The sequence below is a fragment of the Leptospira wolffii serovar Khorat str. Khorat-H2 genome, from assembly GCF_000306115.2.
Classification (GTDB): Bacteria; Spirochaetota; Leptospiria; order Leptospirales; family Leptospiraceae; genus Leptospira_B; species Leptospira_B wolffii.
In genome coordinates this window covers 1-19521 of the sequence record NZ_AKWX02000004.1, presented here as the reverse complement: position 1 = coordinate 19521, position 19521 = coordinate 1, and the positions used below count along the sequence as shown (strand labels likewise).

The 19521-nt window shown below is 46.4% G+C and carries 15 protein-coding genes, 1 rRNA gene and 1 pseudogene; 5 read left to right on the top strand and 12 right to left on the bottom strand.

The window, feature by feature from the left end:
- Positions 1–27 precede the first annotated feature (27 nt).
- The 9 genes from LEP1GSC061_RS00130 to LEP1GSC061_RS00095 form a co-directional block, all read right to left on the bottom strand.
- Positions 28–741: a pirin family protein gene (locus LEP1GSC061_RS00130; protein WP_016543618.1), complete on the bottom strand. Its 714-nt coding sequence runs from the start codon at positions 739–741 to the stop codon at positions 28–30.
- Between the two features lie 188 nt (positions 742–929).
- Positions 930–1541: a response regulator gene (locus LEP1GSC061_RS00125; protein WP_016543483.1), complete on the bottom strand. Its 612-nt coding sequence runs from the start codon at positions 1539–1541 to the stop codon at positions 930–932.
- Positions 1538–2785: a sensor histidine kinase gene (locus LEP1GSC061_RS00120; protein WP_016543405.1), complete on the bottom strand. Its 1248-nt coding sequence runs from the start codon at positions 2783–2785 to the stop codon at positions 1538–1540. The genes LEP1GSC061_RS00125 and LEP1GSC061_RS00120 overlap by 4 nt, the downstream gene beginning before the upstream one ends.
- Before the next feature lie 235 nt (positions 2786–3020).
- Positions 3021–3365: a hypothetical protein gene (locus LEP1GSC061_RS00115; RefSeq protein WP_016543688.1), complete on the bottom strand. Its 345-nt coding sequence runs from the start codon at positions 3363–3365 to the stop codon at positions 3021–3023.
- Positions 3362–3643, bottom strand: a complete 282-nt coding sequence (locus LEP1GSC061_RS00110; protein ID WP_232218335.1) for a hypothetical protein — start codon at positions 3641–3643, stop codon at positions 3362–3364. The genes LEP1GSC061_RS00115 and LEP1GSC061_RS00110 overlap by 4 nt, the downstream gene beginning before the upstream one ends.
- Positions 3644–3718: 75 nt before the next feature.
- Positions 3719–4852 (bottom strand): DUF445 domain-containing protein, encoded by a 1134-nt coding sequence (locus tag LEP1GSC061_RS00105; RefSeq protein WP_016543338.1) that lies wholly within the window; start codon positions 4850–4852, stop codon positions 3719–3721.
- Positions 4849–7371 carry a hypothetical protein gene (locus LEP1GSC061_RS00100; protein WP_232218334.1) on the bottom strand — a complete coding sequence of 841 codons (2523 nt, stop codon included), beginning with the start codon at positions 7369–7371 and terminating at the stop codon, positions 4849–4851. Before LEP1GSC061_RS00100 ends, LEP1GSC061_RS00105 begins: the two co-directional genes overlap by 4 nt.
- A 55-nt stretch (positions 7372–7426) precedes the next feature.
- Positions 7427–7561 (bottom strand): hypothetical protein, encoded by a 135-nt coding sequence (locus LEP1GSC061_RS21990; protein WP_008589440.1) that lies wholly within the window; start codon positions 7559–7561, stop codon positions 7427–7429.
- A gap of 205 nt (positions 7562–7766) precedes the next feature.
- Positions 7767–9815: a PP2C family protein-serine/threonine phosphatase gene (locus LEP1GSC061_RS00095; RefSeq protein WP_052006478.1), complete on the bottom strand. Its 2049-nt coding sequence runs from the start codon at positions 9813–9815 to the stop codon at positions 7767–7769.
- Positions 9816–10111: 296 nt separating this feature from the next.
- Here LEP1GSC061_RS00095 and LEP1GSC061_RS00085 point away from each other — a divergent pair, with 296 nt between their 5' ends.
- The 5 genes from LEP1GSC061_RS00085 to LEP1GSC061_RS00065 all read left to right on the top strand — a co-directional run bounded on the left by LEP1GSC061_RS00085 (position 10112) and on the right by LEP1GSC061_RS00065 (position 15211).
- Positions 10112–11161, top strand: a complete 1050-nt coding sequence (locus tag LEP1GSC061_RS00085) for a sulfate ABC transporter substrate-binding protein (RefSeq protein ID WP_040507456.1) — start codon at positions 10112–10114, stop codon at positions 11159–11161.
- A gap of 111 nt (positions 11162–11272) precedes the next feature.
- Positions 11273–12100 (top strand): sulfate ABC transporter permease subunit CysT, encoded by an 828-nt coding sequence (cysT, locus tag LEP1GSC061_RS00080; RefSeq protein ID WP_040507809.1) that lies wholly within the window; start codon positions 11273–11275, stop codon positions 12098–12100.
- Positions 12097–12999, top strand: a complete 903-nt coding sequence (cysW, locus tag LEP1GSC061_RS00075) for a sulfate ABC transporter permease subunit CysW (RefSeq protein ID WP_016543532.1) — start codon at positions 12097–12099, stop codon at positions 12997–12999. The genes cysT and cysW overlap by 4 nt, the downstream gene beginning before the upstream one ends.
- A 9-nt stretch (positions 13000–13008) precedes the next feature.
- A complete protein-coding gene (locus LEP1GSC061_RS00070) occupies positions 13009–14073 on the top strand; it encodes a sulfate/molybdate ABC transporter ATP-binding protein (RefSeq protein WP_016544060.1) in 1065 nt (354 codons plus the stop codon).
- A gap of 301 nt (positions 14074–14374) precedes the next feature.
- Positions 14375–15211, top strand: coding sequence for a DUF4384 domain-containing protein (locus LEP1GSC061_RS00065; RefSeq protein WP_198014224.1), 837 nt, complete (start codon positions 14375–14377; stop codon positions 15209–15211).
- 101 nt (positions 15212–15312) lie between these two features.
- On the opposite strand, the gene lfb1 is transcribed toward LEP1GSC061_RS00065, so the two are convergent.
- From lfb1 to LEP1GSC061_RS00050, 3 genes and pseudogenes are all read right to left on the bottom strand, one after another.
- A complete protein-coding gene (lfb1, locus tag LEP1GSC061_RS00060) occupies positions 15313–15672 on the bottom strand; it encodes an LIC10280 family protein (RefSeq protein ID WP_016543448.1) in 360 nt (119 codons plus the stop codon).
- A gap of 114 nt (positions 15673–15786) precedes the next feature.
- Positions 15787–19043, bottom strand: a pseudogene (locus LEP1GSC061_RS00055) (acetyl-CoA carboxylase family protein).
- A gap of 393 nt (positions 19044–19436) precedes the next feature.
- Positions 19437–19521 (bottom strand): 16S ribosomal RNA (locus LEP1GSC061_RS00050); the annotation flags it as partial.

The window sequence follows — 19521 nt, the reverse complement described above, 5'->3', positions numbered from 1 at the left end:
CGAGAGATTCTATTATATTCTATTTTTTTAATTTAATTCGGGAACGTCCATGAGAAGAATTTCCGAATTTTCCAGGGCTTTTACTTTTAGGCTATCCACCTTGTAAAAACCGGCCCCGTCTCTTGCGTCCAATTCCTGACCTCCGACATTCACCTTTCCGGAGAGAAGGAACGCATACACTCCGCCTTCCTTATTTCGGGTGACGTATTCCAATTCGACTCCCGAATCCAGATCGGCCAGTGAGAACCAAGCGTTCTGGTTGATCCAGAGTCCTTCTTGAGAGCCTCTGGGAGAAACCACTACCTGGAACCGATTCTTCCTTTCTTCGATCGGATATTTTTTCTGATCGTATCTAGGTTTATGACCGTTCCGATCAGGGAAGACCCAAATTTGCAGGAACTTCACCGGTTCGGTTTCGGAATGATTGTATTCGGAGTGAACGATACCCGTTCCGGCCGACATGACCTGGACTTCTCCGGATCGAATCACACCCGAAGTACCAATACTGTCCTTATGCTCCAAGGCTCCTTCCATAGGGATGGAGATGATTTCCATATTTTGGTGCGGATGCGGATCGAACCCTCCACCGGGTGCCACCATATCGTCGTTCAGAACTCTTAAAGAGCCGAAACGTATGCGATCCGGATTCATATAGCTCCCGAAGGAAAAAGTATGATTGGATTTTAACCAACCGAAATCCACTTTTCCTCTCGTACTTGCCTTATGAACTACCGCTTCCATTTTTAATCTCCTTTCGGTCCTCTGGGGCCGATTATCTTTTAGACATTGAATCCCGTCAATAGTTCACGTTTAAAGTATATATAAAGGAGACAAGCGTTTCTTTTAGAACCGCTTCGGAAAGCGCTTCTTCGTCTATTTTTGGGATTCTTTTAACCGAAACGGAAGAATCGCCGTCTAAAGACGACTTTTTAAGAAAACCTACGGACAAGCTCAATACGGGAATTTACATGCAATTTTCTAAATATACTTTTAATCTGAAGGCGAACCGTACCTTCCTTGGTTCCGAAATGGGCCGCGATTTCCTTCGTTTTTCTCCCATCCACGATTAGATCCAAAATCTTCTTTTCTCGAAAGGAAAGTACTTCCAGATCCTCTTTGACAGGGCGACGAAAACTTGAAATCACTCTCGCAGCAAGTCCAGGCGATAGTATCCCCCCACCGTTCAATAGTATGGAAGCGGTCTCCTCTATATTCTTCACGTCCTTTTTAAGAATATACCCTAAAGCCCCGATCTTCAAGGCCTTGAATAAGGCCTCCTCCGACTCGAAGGCGGATAAAATCGCAAAGATAGTTTTGGTATTTGAGGCCTTCATTTCCTGTATAAAATCCAACCCGCTTTTTCCTGGAAGATGGATATCAACGAAGACCAGATCGTAGGGAAGAACGAGCTTTACCGGAAAATCCTCCGCCGCGGAATACACATCCACTTTGGTCACTCTTTGCATCTTCTTCAAGCCTTCCCAACAATGCGCGGCAAAGGTCGGGTCGTCCTCGATGACTGCGATCCGGAAGAGCTTCACGTAAATTCGATTCTCCTTAATCTCTCCACGGGAATTTCCAATTCTCCCTGGAAACGTCCTTGGATCAGATTCTCATTCCAGTCTCCGCCCAAAATGGATGCACGGTCCCGAATGGTTTTATGACCTAAGGATCCCAAACGAGACTCCGTGTATAGGGAACGGCTTCGAACTAGGATCTTTACACTTTCCTTGCCGGGTTTAAAACTCCAATGCGATATCCCGGAGCCGTATTTTAAATCGTTGGAACAAATCTCGGTCACTATTCCCAATAATTGGGCGGCTGGATCCGAATCCGAATAATAGTCCGCCTCCCCGATTCGGGAGAATTTTACCTTTCTTCCTCCGTCTCCGTATCTTCTCAATAGGAGTACCCTGATTCCACTCCATACGTCCTCCGAGATGAGTTTAGCGTCTTCCACATTAGCCGTTATCTCACGAACCCCTTGAAAGATTTCTTCGGAAAGCCTTCTTAACTTGATTACGGACTCCATATCGCCTAGATGACGGTTTTGGATGGATTTCACGAGTAGGCTCAGATCCGTGGCCTTGGCTCCCAGATAATCGTGCAGATTTCTGGAAATTGATTCCCTTTCCAAGCGGAGTTGCCTGGTCAATTTTTCAGTCTTGCGAATGGTTTCCGTACGGTATCCGAACCACCATACGTTCAAAAAACAGCAGAATAACTGAAGGGCAGCCATATCCGCTATGGATATCCAAGTCTCTCTGGTTTCGAAATACTGCATTCCCTCCCAAGACGTACGGAATACAAAATAGAAAAAAACTACGGAGGAAAAAACGAAATAGTATTTAGGTCTTCCGCTAAAGAAGAAAGCGATGAGTAATAAAAGGATCGGATTGATGATCCACATTTCTATCTCGAAGAACTTAGCGTTGTTATCGTAGAATTGTGTCTCCACTTCCAAGAGAACCATGGCCAAAAGTAAAAATGTAACCGTAATCCTTTTAAATATTCCCGTTCCGGAAAAGAAACGTAATACCGCCAGGGCGGAAACGCAAAATACCAGTGAAGCCAGATCTAGGTAGAATAGAACCCAATTGGAGCGAAGATACTCCATGTATAGCCCGGAAAGAAGTAGGAAGAATACGATCCCGAAAAAGTAGAAAGCGATCGTATGATTCTGTTGGTAGAATTCTTCGAACACGAGTCCGTCGGTCTCAAAGTTAGCCGTTTCTTTTCCGACTATGACCCGGCTTTCCTTTATCTTTTCGATTCTCTTACTCATAATTCGCCGTTTGAAAAATTAGTCCGGTACTCATCAGGATCCGAATAACGAGTCGATTAATTCCTCGAACCGGTTCCGTAGACCCATCCATTCTCCTAAACGAGTAGAAGAATTCATAATCTTATACCTTCAACCGAAGGTGTCGGTCAAAAAAAAATTTGAACAAAGCCCAGAAGGCAGATCGATAAGAATTTTATGAAATTTGAAATAAGAATGCCCTAATTTGTGGCAAGACTTAGTCCATGCTGGGAGTTCCCGTCACCACTATGCAACGGAAAAATACCAAAGGAGGTAGTATGAACCCGCGGGTAAACACCTCTCCGTCCGACAAGGACTGTGTTCCTGGCGGAGCCTTTTCCAGGGCGTTAGCATAGGCTCTTTCGATTTCAGGCACGAATCTACCGAACATAAAAGGGATGACTAAACCTACGCAATCCTCTCCTTCCACACGGTTAGAGGAAAATACAGGCCGATCTTTTGCTGGAACCACCCTTTCGACCTTGTACATCAGGGATTCTCCGCAGCTTACCAGAAGGCCGAAGAATATTAGGAAAACGGAAATCCTTCGAATGGATTTCATTGGGAAATCTCCAAGCCGTAATTCAAACGATAGCAACTACTAAAAAGACCGTCGTCTTTCTTATATATCTCCAGATCCCGGATATGGGTGGCGGAAGGATTTTTTTCGGGAATCGCGTTCAATACCTCCCTAATTTTTTTTCCGCATCCGATCTCGTCCTGCTTGTACAAGCCTTGCTTCACGGAAGGAGGCAGGGGTCTCATTCTAAGATTCTGAAAATAGAATACTGTACTAGAGTAACATCCTAAGTAAAAAGGAAGAATTAGAATGCAACCCATTAGGATCCGAAAATACATACGTAATTTTTTACTAAACCCGGAAATTCGCGCAAGTGAATAATTTCCGAGAAAGAATCAGAGTAAGGAGATCAGCACTCCGATCACTGTGCCCGCAAAAAAGCCCAAAAGGCTTCCATTGATCCGTATTTTCTCCAAGACATTACGGGTCTTCGTTTCCAAATTTTCTCTGAATTTCCTGGGCTCCAAAACCTTAAGCCCCTTGGCGACTTGTTCTCCCACGTATTGGGAGACCGACTCATTCGTCTTGGATCGTAGGAACTCCAACAATATGCGAATAGGCGCATATTCCCTGAGGTTTTCCATACGGCTTAAATCTTCCTTATGGGAAAGCACCAAGTCCGTAGCCAAACGATTCAGTTGTTCCTTACCGAAATCGGCAAGGGCTCTTACCGCTTCTTCTCTTGCCTCAGAAGGCAATTCGTTCCAAGAGCCCACGTATAATTCGGCGCAATCGGAGAATAGGGAAAAGACTTCGAATAGAACCCCTTCTTCTTCCGTTTGAAAATCCCGTCCTTCTTTTAGTCCCTCTCCGAATTCTCGGATTCTTTTTCTAGGATCGATGAGCCAAATGAGAGGTTTGGCTAAAAAGGAAAATCCTTTGGTGATTTTCTGGATTCTTTCCGAGAAATCCTCCTCGTTCGTCGCCTTGACCAAGGATTCTCCCACTAAGAAGCGCACCGTTCCTAGGATTTCCTTCCTCCGGTTCAATTCGTGTAGGATCTCCTTATCCGCACCGGAAAATTTGAAATTCGTGACGTAGCGGACGATATCCTCCTCCACCTTGCTCCAGACCAGATCCAAAATTTCCCTGATTTCTTTTTCTCCGGAGAGATGTTTTTCCAACAAAGAACGAAGAGTATCCATATTCTCCGGATCGTCCAAGATCTCGTCCAGATAGGATTTCAATTTATGTTCGCTGATTAAATCCGTGGAGACCCATTTTCCGATCTCTTCCGCGATTCCCTCGCTCTGCAATTCCACTGCTCTATAGGTTTTCCATACCGCAAACCAATCGCAAATCGCGCCTACGAGTCCGCCTTCCACTCCGTGTAAAAGAACGTTTCCCCAAAGGAATCTGTCCCATTTTCCGACAAGCCCCCATACGAGGAGGCCTCCGAATATTACGAAAAGAGAATTCGATACGAACTGTAATTTAGAGTACGGTTTGTTTCCGTACGGTAACTTCAACGGAAAAACCACCTTCCTTTCACTAGGGAAGAGAGTAGAAAGAATACCGGCAATAGGAACATGAATATAGTCAGATATACCGAATTTCCCTTGCCGAAATGCAGATTCAGAGCTTCCTTCTCGGAACAAACCAGTATTTCGTTTCTTTGGGTTTGGAAAAGGATTCCCCCGTTCTTATCCTCCCATTGAGGAAAGAAGGATCTACGTACGAGCTTACAGAAATTCGCGCCCTTCTCGGAGACAGAAGGCTTATCTTCCCCATCGGAAACGACCGCTTCGTCGGAAAGAATACGAGGTAGGATCGGTGTCTCCGCTAAGGAAAGGGGATCTTCTTCCGATCGGATCCGATCCTTCACAGGAAAAAATCGCCCTATGAATTCGTCCCTATCCAAAAAGTTGAAGTCTCCGTATTCCGCTTTCAATTCTTCCTTCCAGAATCCTCTAGTTGTGGGAACATTTAGCACCACGATTCCTTGGAACCAATCGGATAATTTGGTTCCCGCATCGGCGATTTCCCTTCTTCCCACTCTTGCGAGAACGATTCCGCTATCCAATCCTTCGTGTAGAATCGCTTCGTTGGTATTGTATAAAAAGCGTTTAGGCCTGAGAGTCTTTCCTCCGGTCAGTTCCCTATAATCGGCGACAGCCCAAGGTTTTTCCTTTAGGACGGAAAGATCGGAGCCCGCATTCTTCACTTTAAACAGAAAGATAAAAGCCTTATTCTCCAACTCCTTCTCATATTTTCTATTAGGAGCTTCGCCTTCTTCGGAGGCTTGCAGACTTTCGCGATTGACCCAACCTTTCAGAAGTTCGAAGCGATTCGGATCAGACTTTAAAATTCTATAAAATTTCTCCGTGGAACCTAGAATATAAGAAGTCCCCGTAGATTGGAGGAATCTATGTAGTCCTGCGCTAGTCTCCTCCAAAGAGAGTTCGTCCTCATAGGATATGTCTTTTTTCCAGGCAGTCCAAGGCAGATAACGGCCTAAATAAGGCTGCAAAGCGAGAGAACTCAGAGAAGCGTCCGCTTCCATTCCGAGTAGGTTCCTATGCCCTGCCCTGCGTATGAGTAGTCCGAGTGTAAACGGACTATCTCCCCATTTTCTGCGGGAATCTATCTCGGGGAATATCTTAGAATCCTTGGGTAGTTCGGAAAGAGTCGCCTCCACTTCCTGCATCTCCAGAGAGGAAAGACTATCCTTTAGAAAAGTCGAATGTTCCTTCCATTCCAATTCCGGATGCCATAAAAAGAATCTGACTAACGCGAAGAATAGAAGAGCTCCTACCGAATACTGAGTCACCCATGCGGAAGTCTCTTTCTTGAGTAGATGTACCGCCGTCTCGAGTCCGGACAGAGTGAGAAAAAGAAGGGAAAGATCCAATGCTCGGAACCAAGGGAACCCAATCCCCGGAAAGAATTTGGAGAGAGATGTATCGACGCCTATCCAATAGAAGATAAGGCTCGCAAAGAATACGAAGCGGGAAGCCGGAGGAAATATCTTTCGTTTCAGAATGGATCGGATCCCGAGCAGGAATAGAATCGGGAACACCGCCTGGACCCAATGCAATCCAATAAGGAAATTCCATAAAAAGGCGAAAAGCCCGCTCCCTTCCCAGATCGGCTTGAGAGCGCCTGAGCCCAGAATGGAAATGAGTCCCGGAGTGGACTCCATGGGAAAGGTTTCCGCACGATAGGAGGAATAATGTAGGAAATTCCACCAGATCGGAGCGGCGAGTATGAGAGGAATGAGAAAGACCAAGGAAAAGGCGCGCTTGCCCAATTCTTCTCCTAAGAATAGGAAATAGATGAACAAGGATACGATATAGAACATGGAAGAGGGAAAATCCGAATAATAAACGCAGGCGCTTACCACCAGATATTTCGCGAGGGAGGAAAGTTTCCCGGTCGTCCTATACTTTTCTAAATAATAAAAACCTAATAGACTCCAGCCCAGACCGAAGAATCCGGTTACGGAACCGCTGAATAGGCCCACGAGGGAAAGACCGAACGGTTCCTCTCCTGCGCAAAGAAAGAAAAAAACCAGGCCGGACATCGCGAGCATGACCGTATTCGCCCTGTGATTCGTTTCACTTAACAGTAGCAGACTGAATTTTACGAAGGCATAGGTGAATAATAGTATGGAAAGAAGGATGCCTATATTGAAAGAGAAAGAAAGAGGAAGCCAAAAGAAAATCGTGCGATGCAATATCGCGGTGGTGAAATAAAAGAAAGGAGGCTCGTAGTAGAAAACCGGCATCCCGGAAAACCAACGAGTGTCGTAGCCCAGGGATTGCCCTCCTCCCAACAGGAAGTCGTAGATCTCGGCCAAATGGGTCTGAGCATGCAAGCTCCAACCGGAGAGAGGCTCCGGAGTGAGCAAGAATCTGAATTTAATGATAAGAACTAAAAAAGAGGCGAGGAGTAGAAGGGGCCTGCGCCAGGCAGGAGCGAGTCTCCATTTCTTCTGAAAAAAAGGCATGCCGAGAGGGTAAGGAAAACCGCCCGAATTGACAAGCAAAAGAGAGCGGGCCCCCGTGGATTCGCCGAATCGAAGATCGGCAAGGAAGAAGCGACTATTCTTCCTTTACATTCTCTTGAACGTACTTTCTGAATTCAGCTTCGCTCATTTTGTCCGCATACAAGGGATAAAGAGCCGTAATGAGCTCTTCCAAAGTGGGGAATTTTGCCCCGTCGAGCTTGAATGCCATAGAGGGTCCTCTGTTGGTAACGATTTCAGGAATCCCATCCGGAAAGGCGGGCCCTGTTTACCATCTCTCTAACCATACTTTTGGAAGGTCGATACAATTAAACCAGAAAACGAACAGTGTTTCGATTTGCGGAGGAGACTCGATTCGATATAGAAAAAAAGAGGACGGAGTTCCTACTTAGGAGGATGTATTTTGCGAATGGGATTCATTTGTCTTCGATTCCCAAAAGAAGTATATCGTCCTTCGGTCCGGAGCTTCCTAAAAATTTCAGAAGGTCCGAATGAATTCCCTCCAGAAAATCTTTCATTTCTTCCTTTGCTCCGAGTCGCATGTATGCAAGAACTCTCTCTATCCCGTAAAAATCTCCGGGAAGTCTTGCGGACTCGGTCAAACCGTCCGTGAAACATAGGATCCGAAATCCGGGCTCAAGCGTGATCTCTCGGTCCGAGAATCTGAAATTTCCGATTAGGCCCGCAAGAGGATTCTCACATTCTATCACATGCTCTTCCCCCTTGTTTTGGATGAGGATGGGAGGGGAACCCGCCATGGAGAGCCCCAGCCTTTTACGGTCATGTGAAATTTCCAAAAGAGAAGCGGAGAAGAATGTGGCAACATTCCCGTATTTTCCGTGGAATTGATTGCTGATTTCGGATAATAATTCTCCCGGAGAATTCTCCCTGAATCTAAGATCCTCGAATACTTTCCGGATAAGAATCGTTATGAGAGCCGCCTGGATCCCGTGCCCCGTAGCGTCCGCGACGAAGATACGAATCCTACCGTCCGGCAATTCGGTGATATCGTAAAGATCCCCTCCCACTTCCGCGAGAGGTTTATGCAAAATCCGAATCCTAAGGTCCTGTATGATCTTCTCTCCCCTATCCTCCAAACCCAAAAGGCCTTTCTGGATTTCTCTCGCTACATTCAAATCGTTTTGGATGAGACGAAGCGCGTTTCTAAGTTGCTTCGTGCGCTCCTCCACTCTCTTTTCCAAATTCCGGGAAAGATCCAAGAGACGATCCAAACTGTCCGAACTACGAACGGAAAGAAAAACGGATTGGGCTACTAAGAATACGAAGGCCCCCACATTCGTAAAATAGCCCGTGTCCAGATAAAAATTCGCATATAGAATATCGTGAATGAGAGCGGCGTATATGAATATGAAACCGCCCAATATGATGAGCGCCCCTTTTCTTTTTCTGAGCGCTGCCTTAGTCAGGGAGAATAGACCGAGAGTTCCCGCGAGAAACGCCACCAGATAGTATACTGTGATCGTAAAAGTGAAGATACGGACCGGAAAGACCAGGACCACAAGACAGGCGCCGATTGCGATCCACCAGACGAGATCCACCAGTATTCTCTTCAGTTCCCTAGGAAACACGGAGAGGATATAGCTTAGGAAAATAGGGATCGCAAGATAGAATGTGATATATTCTATACGAACGAAATGATCGTATTTTAGAAATTCCAAATATTCGGAAACGACTCTGGTTCCGGAAAATGCTCCCCTCGAAGACATCACCAAACAATAAAGCCCGAAATAAAGGGAAGCGGGTTCTCCTCTTCTTACGAAGGCGTAAATCAGATGCAAAAGTCCGATACAGAAAAGACCTCCGGCAAAGAAGAAATCCATGAGCCGTTCCCCATTCCAAACCTTCTCCATGGAATTTGCGGTTCCTATACGAATGGGAGCCCAGAATCCCCCCAGCCTATGGTCTTTATTCGCAATTTGTAATTCTATTTTTACGTCTTCGCTTTCCGGGAAGAATTTCGCGAGACGATTGCACCAAGCGGGTTTGACTTCGAAGATCGTGATATCCGTCTTGGAAGGAAATTCCACCTCGCCGCAGGAAGTCAGAAGTTTTCCGTCCACATATAAAAAATAGGAGGAACTTTGCTCCGGGACTAGGACGGCCAATTCTCCGTAATCCCTTCCTAATTGAACGACAAGTTCATAAGTTCCGTATCCTTCTCCCAGTCGAGTCCCGTTCTTTCCGTTCCAAGAAGAAGGTACGCTCACCATCTCGTAGGATTCGGGATCCTGGGTCCCAAGACTCTTCCAATACAACCATCTGAATTTCCAGATCCCGGAAAGAAGAATGGGGCCCTTCTCCTTCAAATCGTAAGATTGCAAATCCATGATTCCCTGGACCGCGTAGGGATGTCGGCTATCCGGACTTTCTTCGGGACTATCGCAGGAAAAAATAGGGAAAAGTATGCAGAGTAGGAGGAAATAGATCGGAAATTTTCGCATCATTCTTCTTTTCTCTAAAACTGGAAAGGCCCCGAAGATTCGGGAGAATCCATTTCTTGCAATAACAGGTTCTTTTGGAAAAGAAAACGCAAAATACAATGTCTCTCCGGGGATTTTGGATTCTAAAATCGCTTTGCGAAACCTGCGACCAAAAACTGTTTAAAATAGGAAAAAAAACTTCTAAGATATAAAACCCTTCTTGACAGAAAAAGAGCAGTATCCAAATATAACAGAAAAATATCCAATAAATTGGATTTATCTTCCGAGTTATTGGCAGAAGGGACGTAAAAGTGAAACCTATGAAGACCCAATCTCAACCCCGGCCGTTCCGAAGCACCCTAAAGGCGCTTGGAATTCTATTTGTAATCAGCATGACTTCCTTCTCCCTTTTTGCGGAGGATGTACTTCTCAACGTATCCTTCGACCCTACCCGAGAACTTTACGAAGAGATCAATAAGAACTTCGCAAGCGTCTGGAAGCAGAAAAGCGGTAAGGATGTAAAGATCCAACAATCCCACGGCGGTTCCGGCAAGCAGGCCCGTGCGGTGATCGATGGACTGGAAGCGGACGTAGTGACCCTGGCTTTGGCTTACGATATCGATAGCATCGTTTCCAATTCCGGATCCATATCCAAAGATTGGGAAAAGGCTTTCCCGAACCATTCGGTGCCTTATTACTCCACCATCGTATTTTTGGTTCGTAAAGGAAATCCTAAGGCGATCAAAGATTGGGACGATGTCGTGAAGCCCGGAATCGGAGTCATCACGCCCAATCCTAAAACTTCCGGAGGAGCTCGTTGGAATTATCTAGCTGCTTGGGGATTTGCGAAAAAGAAATACGGAACCGAAGAGAAAGCGGTAGAATTCGTTAAGGCTCTTTATAAAAACACTTCCGTATTGGATACCGGTGCCAGAGGTTCCACTACCACCTTCGTCCAAAGAGGAATCGGCGACGTTCTTTTGGCTTGGGAAAACGAGGCGGAGCTCGCTCTTGACGAATCCAGAAAAGCCAACGGAGGAACCGCTCAATTCGAAGTGGTGTATCCTAGCGCAAGCATCCTCGCCGAAACTCCCGTCGCAATCGTGGAAAAAGTGGCCGAGAAAAAAGGAAACACTGCATTGGCAAAAGCTTATATAGACTTCCTGTATACCAAACAAGGACAAGAAATCATCGCTAAGCATTTCTTCCGTCCGAACGACGCAGCGGTATTGAAAGCGAACGCTTCCAAATTTCCTAAAGTGCAACTATTCGACGTGAGAACATTGGAAGGTTCTTGGGCGGCGGCTCATAAGAAGCATTTCGCCGACGGAGGACTTTTCGATAGTATCTATGGAGAGGCAAAGAAGTAGGATTCTTCTTTCCGACTCATTTTCCTACAAAATCGAGAGCTGGCCTTCGTCGGCTCTTGGTTTGACGAAATAGAGCCCGGTTTGAGAATCGACCTCAGGAAAGTTTTCGATTTGAAACTCGTCATCCGTCCCTATTCTAAAACAAGCTTCAGTCTTTCCTTAGGCTTAACCGTCTTTTACCTTAGCTGCTTCGTCATCATTCCTCTATCCACACTCGTCTTTAAGTCGGCGGGACTGGGATTTTCCGGCTTACTAGAAGTCTTCTCGGAAGACCGAATCCAAAAAGCTCTCATATTGAGCTTCAGCGCCGGCGGGGTGGCCGCCATCATCAATTTATTCGTCGGATTTCTATTCGCCTGGGTTCTTGTAAGATACGAATTTCCTGGAAAAAGAATCCTGGATTCTCTAGTAGACCTTCCCTTCACTCTTCCCACAGCGGTTGCAGGGATCGCTCTTACCGCAATCTATGCTCCTAACGGCTGGGTGGGCAAATACCTGGATCCTTTGGGAATCAAGATCGCGTATGCTCCCGCAGGGATCGTAGTGGCGCTCGTATTCATCGGATTTCCTTTCGTAGTTCGAACTGTGCAACCCATTCTGGAAGACCTGCCTAAGGAATTGGAAGAAGGCGCCTATTGCCTAGGGGCAACGCGATTCCAAACATTCACTCGGGTCATTCTTCCCGAACTAGTTCCCTCTTTGCTTGCGGGAACTAGCATGGCGTTTGCAAGAGGAATCGGAGAATACGGATCCGTAGTCTTTATCTCCGGAAACCTTCCGGGCAAGACGGAGATCCTTCCTCTTTTGATCGTGACTAAATTGGAGCAATACGAATACGCCAAAGCGACGGGGATAGCGATGCTTATGCTCGCGCTCTCATTCGCCATCATGTTCACCATCAATTATCTGCAAAATAGGGCTTCGAGGAAATTAGGATGAGACATTCGGAACCTGTCTGGATACGTATCGTTCTCATCGGGCTCGTGTTGTTTTTTGCCGGTCTAATTCTACTCCTACCCATTGCCACCGTATTCATGGAAGCGTTTGCCCAAGGCCTCGAAGGGTATTTCAAGGGCTTACAAGATCCGGATACGATATCCGCAGCAATCATGACCTTGCAGGTGGCCGCGATTGCCGTTCCTTTGAATGCAGGCTTCGGACTACTTGCGGCGTTCCTACTGACTCGTTTCGAATTTCCCGGCAAGAATGCGATTCTCACCGTCATAGATTCCCCATTCGCCGTATCTCCGGTGATTTCCGGTCTGATCTTCCTATTGCTTTTCGGAAGACAGGGTTGGCTTGGAGATACTTTAGAAGAATGGAATATTAAGATCGTATTTAATACTCCCGGATTAGTGCTCGCGACCATCTTCATCACCCTGCCTTTCGTAGCCCGGGAACTCATCCCGCTCATGCAAAGCCAAGGAAAGGAAGAAGAGGAAGCCGGAATTCTACTCGGGGCATCGCTTTACCAGACCTTCATAAAGATCATTCTACCGAATATCAAATGGGGATTACTCTACGGATTGATTCTTTCTAACGCAAGGGCAATGGGAGAATTCGGAGCGGTATCCGTATTGTCGGGCCATATCCGGGGAAAAACAAACACTCTTCCCCTGCAGATAGAAATGTTATACAACGAATACAATTCGGTAGGAGCCTTTTCAGCCGCTTCTATTCTGGTATTTCTTTCCTTACTCACTCTAATCGCGAAAAGTCTTTTGGAAAGGAACCTTCTCTCCAGAAAGAAGGAAGAAATTCCGGAAGAACCGAGTGCTACTTCCCCCGCAAAAGGATCCGCATCCCAGGGTTCGAACGTTCCCGATTTCCAAATTTAGGAGAATCAGATGTCCATAGAAATTCGTAATATCAGCAGAAGATTCGGCGAGTTCCAGGCCTTGGACCATGTGAATCTCACGATTCCCGAAGGGAATTTGGTGGCTCTCTTGGGTCCTTCGGGGAGCGGAAAAACCACGTTACTCCGTATCATCGCTGGACTAGACGTTCCCGACGAAGGAGAGATTCTATTCGACGGGGAGACTTCCCGGAAAAAATCCTCCAAGGATAGAGGAGTCGGATTCGTATTCCAACATTACGCTCTCTTCCGTCATATGACGATTTTCGAAAATATCGCCTTCGGACTCAAAGTCCGCCCTCGCGCCACACGCCCTTCCAAGGAGGAGATCAGGGAGAGAGTATTTAAATTATTGAAACTAGTACAACTGGAGAATTTTCACGATCGCTATCCTTTCGAACTTTCCGGAGGGCAAAGACAGCGCGTGGCTTTAGCAAGAGCGCTCGCTATCGAACCTAAGTTTCTTCTTTTGGACGAACCATTCGGAGCACTGGACGCTAAAGTAAGGAAAGAACTTCGTACCTGGCTAAGAAGACTACATGACGAGATTCATATCACGAGCGTATTTGTCACCCACGACCAAGAAGAAGCTCTGGAAGTGAGCGATTCCATCGTGATTCTTAGATCCGGCAAGATCGAACAGATAGGAACTCCTGACGAAGTGTATAATAAACCGAAGACTCCTTTCGTATTCCATTTCTTGGGAGATGTGAATCTATTTCACGGCAGGATCCACGAGGGTACCGCAAAAATCGGAGACATTGATGTGGAAACTCCGGAACACTCGGACGTGAAGGATACCAAAGCGGTTGCTTACGTTCGTCCTTACGACGTGGAAATCCTAAAAACGGAAGGCCAAGGAATTCCTGCGGAGGTGCAGTACATTCATTCCACCGGTAGGAACGTACGAGTGGAGTTAAAAAGATTGGATTCCGGTTCTCTCATCGAATCCCTACTCGACCAGACGACTTACAAGGAATTGAATCTTTTGCCGGGCGAAACCGTATATCTTAGGATTCGTAAGGCAAAAGTATATGTGGAGGATTTCTCCATCTAAGGCTTGCGGCCTGCGGCATTTTTTTCCCTTATAGGGATAAAATCTTCTTTCGAAAAGGTTCTAATCCAAGATAGGTTTCCTATCCAAATTCGTTCGGAGGATTAGAATGAAAGGAGTTTTCTCGAACTCGACCCAAGATGGAAAAAGTCCCGGGAAGGTGTTCCCACCGGACTCGAGATTTCTAAAGAAAATCGTCTTTTTTTCATACGCTTCGATTCTATTCTTTTGCGCATCGCCTCCTCCTGTTGCGGAAACTTCCTCGCCTAAAATCTCGAAAAGAAGCGAGATCTCCCTCAAATTTTTGGACAAGTTCAATATTGCTCTGATTTTCTCAGGCCAGAATTCTTCCGAATTGGAAGACGAACTGAAAACCGCTCTCCTAAAATCCGAAAGAGTCAACCTAATAGACAGACAAAAAACCGCGGACGCCTTAAACGAACTTTCCTTAAACCAAACCGGAATTACCGACCCTAAAAACGCGCCTAAATTGGGTAAAATCCTCTCGGCCCAGAAGCTCGTATACTTGAAGTCCTCGACTCCGGATCGCTGGAGTCTGGAACTCGCCGATGTGGAAACGTCCAAATTGGAATTCGTGCGTAATATCAAAAAAGGGAATTCCGAACGGACTTTTCAGGAATTGGCCGGATTTCTCACACAAAATCTCCTGGTAAGGAATCTGAGCATACTCAAACCCAAAAATCCGAATATTAAAGTTTCATTAAATTCTACAAAGAACGTATATAAGGAGAATGAATCGGTGGGTTTCACCGTTAGCGCTTCGGAGGATTGTTATATCTATCTTATTCTTCTCCAAAGCGACGGGGAAACTATTTTGCTTTTCCCGAATACGTTTACTCCGGAGAATTTCGTGCGCGGAAATAATCCGATCCAGATTCCGGATGGAAAATCCGGTTATATTCTCGCCGCGGGAGAGCCGTTCGGAACGGATACTTTGAAAGTGATCGCTTCCAAATCCCAGCTGGATCTGTTCCGCACGAAACCGTACGGAGATTCTCCTTTCGGAAGAATTCTTGAACCCGTGGAATCGGTAAACAGAGGAATTAAGATCATTCAGACGAGCGTCTCCGAAGGAGACTGGAACGTGGCGGAGATGAATATCACCACCAAAGAAAATTGAGAATTTAGATCGGAAAGTTTTTCCGATCTTGTCCGGAGACCACGGATAACACCCGTCGTCGAGAGGAAGGTGACTCCGGATCTCCGATCTATACGAGTAGTCTACTTAGAGAGAATCTCCGTGCCGGTGCCGTTTCCCCAAGTTCCTTCCAAACGATTTCCGCCGTTCTTAACGGTATAGATCACCGGATAAGTATCGCCCCAATCCACCGTCAAAGTGTTTCCACTTAAAGTTCCCGTTCCAGAGAAAGAATTTCCCACACTCCAATCAAAAGCGTAAGAGCCGTCATCGTTTAAAGTGATCGTAACGGATCCTTTGTATCTGGATCCGTCGGGGTTCGTTCCGGCTACCTTATAAGTTCCGTAAACGTTTAAAGACTGAGCCTCCAAATTGACAAAGGAAACGAGAAGGAATAGAACCGTAATGAGAGCAGTAAAACCCACCCTTGTATTTCTGATCATGAATACCTCCATTTGCAGGAAAAAATTTCTATCATAGAGGAAAACGGAATCAAGATATTTCCTAAAACATGGAAACGTTTCTTGCACGAATAGAATGCCTCTAAACGGGAGAATTTATCCTACACGATTCCGTTGGACCGAATCGAGACCTCTTAGGACCCATTTTCTGGATTCGGACGGATCAATCACCGCGTCTATTTCCAGATAGGAAGCCATATTGATGGCTTTACCCCTTTCGTAAGCCTCCTTCACAAGACTTTCGAAGAGCTTTTGCCTCTCGTTCCAATCCTTAATTTCCGAGAGTTCCTTTTGGTAACCTGTGCGTATTTCTCCTTCGATTCCCATGGCACCGAATTCTCCGCTGGGCCAAGACACCGTAAATACCGGCGCGTGAAAGCTACCCGCGGCCATTGCCATGGCTCCCAACCCGTATCCTTTTCTAAGTACGATCGTGAAAAACGGAACTTTTAGAGAGGCGCCCGCTTCGAAGAATTCCGCGGCTTTTCTTACGAGCCCCTTCTTCTCCGCTTCGGGCCCCACCATAAATCCGGGAGTATCACATAAAAATAATATAGGAAGGTCGAACGAATCGCATAATCTCAGGAATTTAGACGCTTTATCGGCGGCGTTCGCGTCGATGGCTCCGCCTAAATACCTGGAATCGTTCGCAATCAATCCTAAGGGACGTCCTTCTATCCTAACGAAGGCCGTAAGCATTCCTTTGGCGTATTCTTTCTGTAATTCCAAAACGGAATCCATATCCGAGAGAATATCGATCAAAGAACGGATATCGTAGGAACGTAAACGGTTCTCCGGAATCGATTTACGCAAAAGATTCTGATCCGAGGACAGGAATTCGGAGATTCTTCCCTGAAAATAAGAGAGAGACTTTTTGGCGAGATGAACCGCTTCCTCTCGTCCTTGGTTAGAATATCTATGACTCCGTTCTTTGCCTGATCGGAAGAAGGTCCGATCTCTTCGGCGGAGAAATTTCCGATCCCACCGCCTTTTACCATGACCGGACCGCCCATCCCGATATTGGAATCCAAGGTGGCGATGCGTATGTCGCTAGCACCGAAAAGTGCTGCGTTTCCGGCAAAACATCTACCGGAGGCGATGGCAATGCGGGGGGAACCTCCTTTCAATCCTGCATATTGTCGAAACGTATCCAGATCCAAACCCGCAACCGCAGGCACATCCACTTCCCCGGGTCTACCACCCCCACCCTCTGTAAAGAAAACGAGAGGAAGTTTTTCCTTTTCCACGACCCTAAGAAATCGATCCGTCTTCTTGTGATTCATGGCTCCTTGCGTCCCCATAAAAACGGTGTAATCGTAACCCAAGACGGCAGCACGGGAATATTGAGGAGGGAAGAAGCGTCCGTTGATCGTGCCTAGTCCGGCCACGAGACCGTCCGCAGGACTCATCTTAATGAGTTCCTCCAAGGAACGGCGTCTGCGTTGCGCGGCGATTGCAAGCGCTCCGTATTCCGTAAAACTGCCGGAATCGCAAAGATCCGATATATTTTCCCGGATCGTTCTCTGTCCCCTTTTATGGCGCTTCGCCCTTGCCTGGACCCGAGCCTCATCCTCGTTTAAGGAAAGGCGATGTAGTACCTCCGACAAATCGGATCGAATCGCATCCGAATCTGACTCCGCATTTTCGGTCTCTTCTTCTCCTACTCCTTCTTCGGGGTGAATAAGAAGAATAGGCTCTCCTTCTCCCAAATCCTGACCGGACGCGCTAAAGATTCTTTCAACATATCCCGAATATTCGGAATTCAAAATATGCTCCATTTTCATAGAGGAAAGAAGAGCCACTTTCTGGCCCTTACGGATAGGATCGCCGTCGGAAACGAAAAGATCCAAGAGCCTCCCCGCCATGGGAGAATGAAAAACTACGGCACCCTCGGGAACTTCTATCTTCGAAGCGTTTTTGGAAATATCCTTTTTTACTCCGGATAGATCCTGCCAAGGGATCCTGGATTTTGCCTGGGATTTTAGGAGTTCGGAAGAATGCTCGTCCACGAATCTGGTATAGACCGAGTAATCCTCCAGTTCCTTCCTTTGCAGGAGAGTTAATAGAAAGTCCTTGTTGGTAGGAACTCCCTCCACTCTAAATTCGTCCAATGCGCGAAAGGCAGAATGAAATAGGCTCTTCAGGCTTTCCGATTTGGACCTTACGATCAGTTTTGCAAGTAGCGAATCGAAATTAGGAGTCACGCTATATCCGGAATAAGCGGCGCTATCCACTCGGATTCCGGGTCCGGAAGACGACTCGAACACTGAAATCTCTCCGGAAGAGGCCTTCGGTTCCCCGTTTTCTCCTATAATCTCCGAATTCAATCGAACTTGAAGAGCGAACCCGTTAGGTAGGGAAATGCTGGATTGCGAAACCCCCAAATCCTTTAAGGAAGATCCCATCTCGATCTGCAATTGGAGTTGCACTAGATCCAGACCGGTAATCTCCTCCGTAACTGTGTGTTCCACTTGTAGACGCGGATTGCATTCCATGAAATAAAAGGAATCGAGTGAATCCGCATCCAATAGGAATTCGAAAGTTCCTAGATTCTTATAATTGCAGGCTTTGGCGATTTGGATTGCCGAATCCAGAATGCGATTTCGAATTTTATCCGGCAAGAAAGGAGAAGGAGCGATTTCCAGGATCTTTTGGTTTCTTCTTTGGAGAGTACAATCCCTTTCCCAAAGATGAACGACGTCTCCGGTGCCGTCCCCTAAAATCTGGATCTCGAGATGCCTGGCCTTAGAAAGGAATTTCTCCACGTATAAATTAGAATTTCCGAAAGAAGAAAGGGCCTCGTTCGAACATGAAGAATAAGCTCCATCGATCTCCTCGGACTTCAGGACTATTCGAATTCCCCTCCCGCCTCCGCCGGCCAAGGCCTTAATCATCATCGGCCCTTCGGATACGAAAAAACCCTTTGCATCATCCAGGGAAACAGACCTACGGATCCCGGGGAGTGTAGGAACTCCTATACTTTCGGCCATAGAAAGAGCCTTGGCCTTATCCCCTAGAATTTCCAGAGTTTCGGAACTCGGACCGACAAATCGGATTCCTGCATCCCGGCAAAGGGAGGAGAAGATAGAACTTTCGCTTAGAAAACCGTAACCGGGATGGATCAGGTCGCAGGCGTTTTCTACCGCGATCTTTACGATCTCTTCCGAATTTAAATAGGCCTTGGGTCCGGAACCGGAAAGCGAAAAGGCTTCGTCCGTAAAATATCTATGCTTGGAAGAAGAATCGTCTTGAGAAAAGACGGAAAGAGTTCGAATTCCTAAATCGGCTGCGGCTCTTGCGATTCGGATAGAAACTTCTCCCCGATTTGCTATTAATAATTTCAGGGGCTTCATGATTAGTTCGGCAGAAGTTTTATAGCAAACAAGCCGAAGTCGATCTATTTTCCGAAAATAGATCGGATGCAATCCCGCCCTTTGTTTGGAGAGAAAACAGTTAAAGAAGAATAAAATATAGTAATCGCATTGGGGTCCTTGAGATTACTCGATCCGGAAATCAACAGTTCCTACATGAAGAAAAACAGATCCGGTAAGCATAGTTACCAAATGATTCTTATGAGAACTTTGATTGTTTTTGAATGATTGGTAAGAGGAAAGAATCCTCGAAAACATATAGAGTAGCGTGACTCCCGATTTGTTACACCCTCGGGACTTTCTTTCGAAAGCCCCGAGTTTTTGTCGCTTCCCTCGATACGCGCTAAGCGCACTCGGGAATTTTGATCTCCTTAAAAAGGAGGTGATCCAGCCGCTACCTTCCGATACGGCTACCTTGTTACGACTTCACCCCCTTCACGAGTTTCACCTTAGTAGTCTG

Bases quoted from the DNA above. Each gene is read 5' to 3' on its own strand.
- LEP1GSC061_RS00130 (WP_016543618.1), bottom strand. From the start codon at position 741: ATGGAAGCGGTAGTTCATAAGGCAAGTACGAGAGGAAAAGTGGATTTC.
- LEP1GSC061_RS00120 (WP_016543405.1), bottom strand. From the start codon at position 2,785: ATGAGTAAGAGAATCGAAAAGATAAAGGAAAGCCGGGTCATAGTCGGA.
- LEP1GSC061_RS00115 (WP_016543688.1), bottom strand. From the start codon at position 3,365: ATGAAATCCATTCGAAGGATTTCCGTTTTCCTAATATTCTTCGGCCTT.
- LEP1GSC061_RS00110 (WP_232218335.1), bottom strand. From the start codon at position 3,643: ATGGGTTGCATTCTAATTCTTCCTTTTTACTTAGGATGTTACTCTAGT.
- LEP1GSC061_RS21990 (WP_008589440.1), bottom strand. From the start codon at position 7,561: ATGGCATTCAAGCTCGACGGGGCAAAATTCCCCACTTTGGAAGAGCTC.
- LEP1GSC061_RS00095 (WP_052006478.1), bottom strand. From the start codon at position 9,815: ATGATGCGAAAATTTCCGATCTATTTCCTCCTACTCTGCATACTTTTC.
- LEP1GSC061_RS00085 (WP_040507456.1), top strand. From the start codon at position 10,112: ATGAAGACCCAATCTCAACCCCGGCCGTTCCGAAGCACCCTAAAGGCG.
- cysW (WP_016543532.1), top strand. From the start codon at position 12,097: ATGAGACATTCGGAACCTGTCTGGATACGTATCGTTCTCATCGGGCTC.
- LEP1GSC061_RS00070 (WP_016544060.1), top strand. From the start codon at position 13,009: ATGTCCATAGAAATTCGTAATATCAGCAGAAGATTCGGCGAGTTCCAG.
- lfb1 (WP_016543448.1), bottom strand. From the start codon at position 15,672: ATGATCAGAAATACAAGGGTGGGTTTTACTGCTCTCATTACGGTTCTA.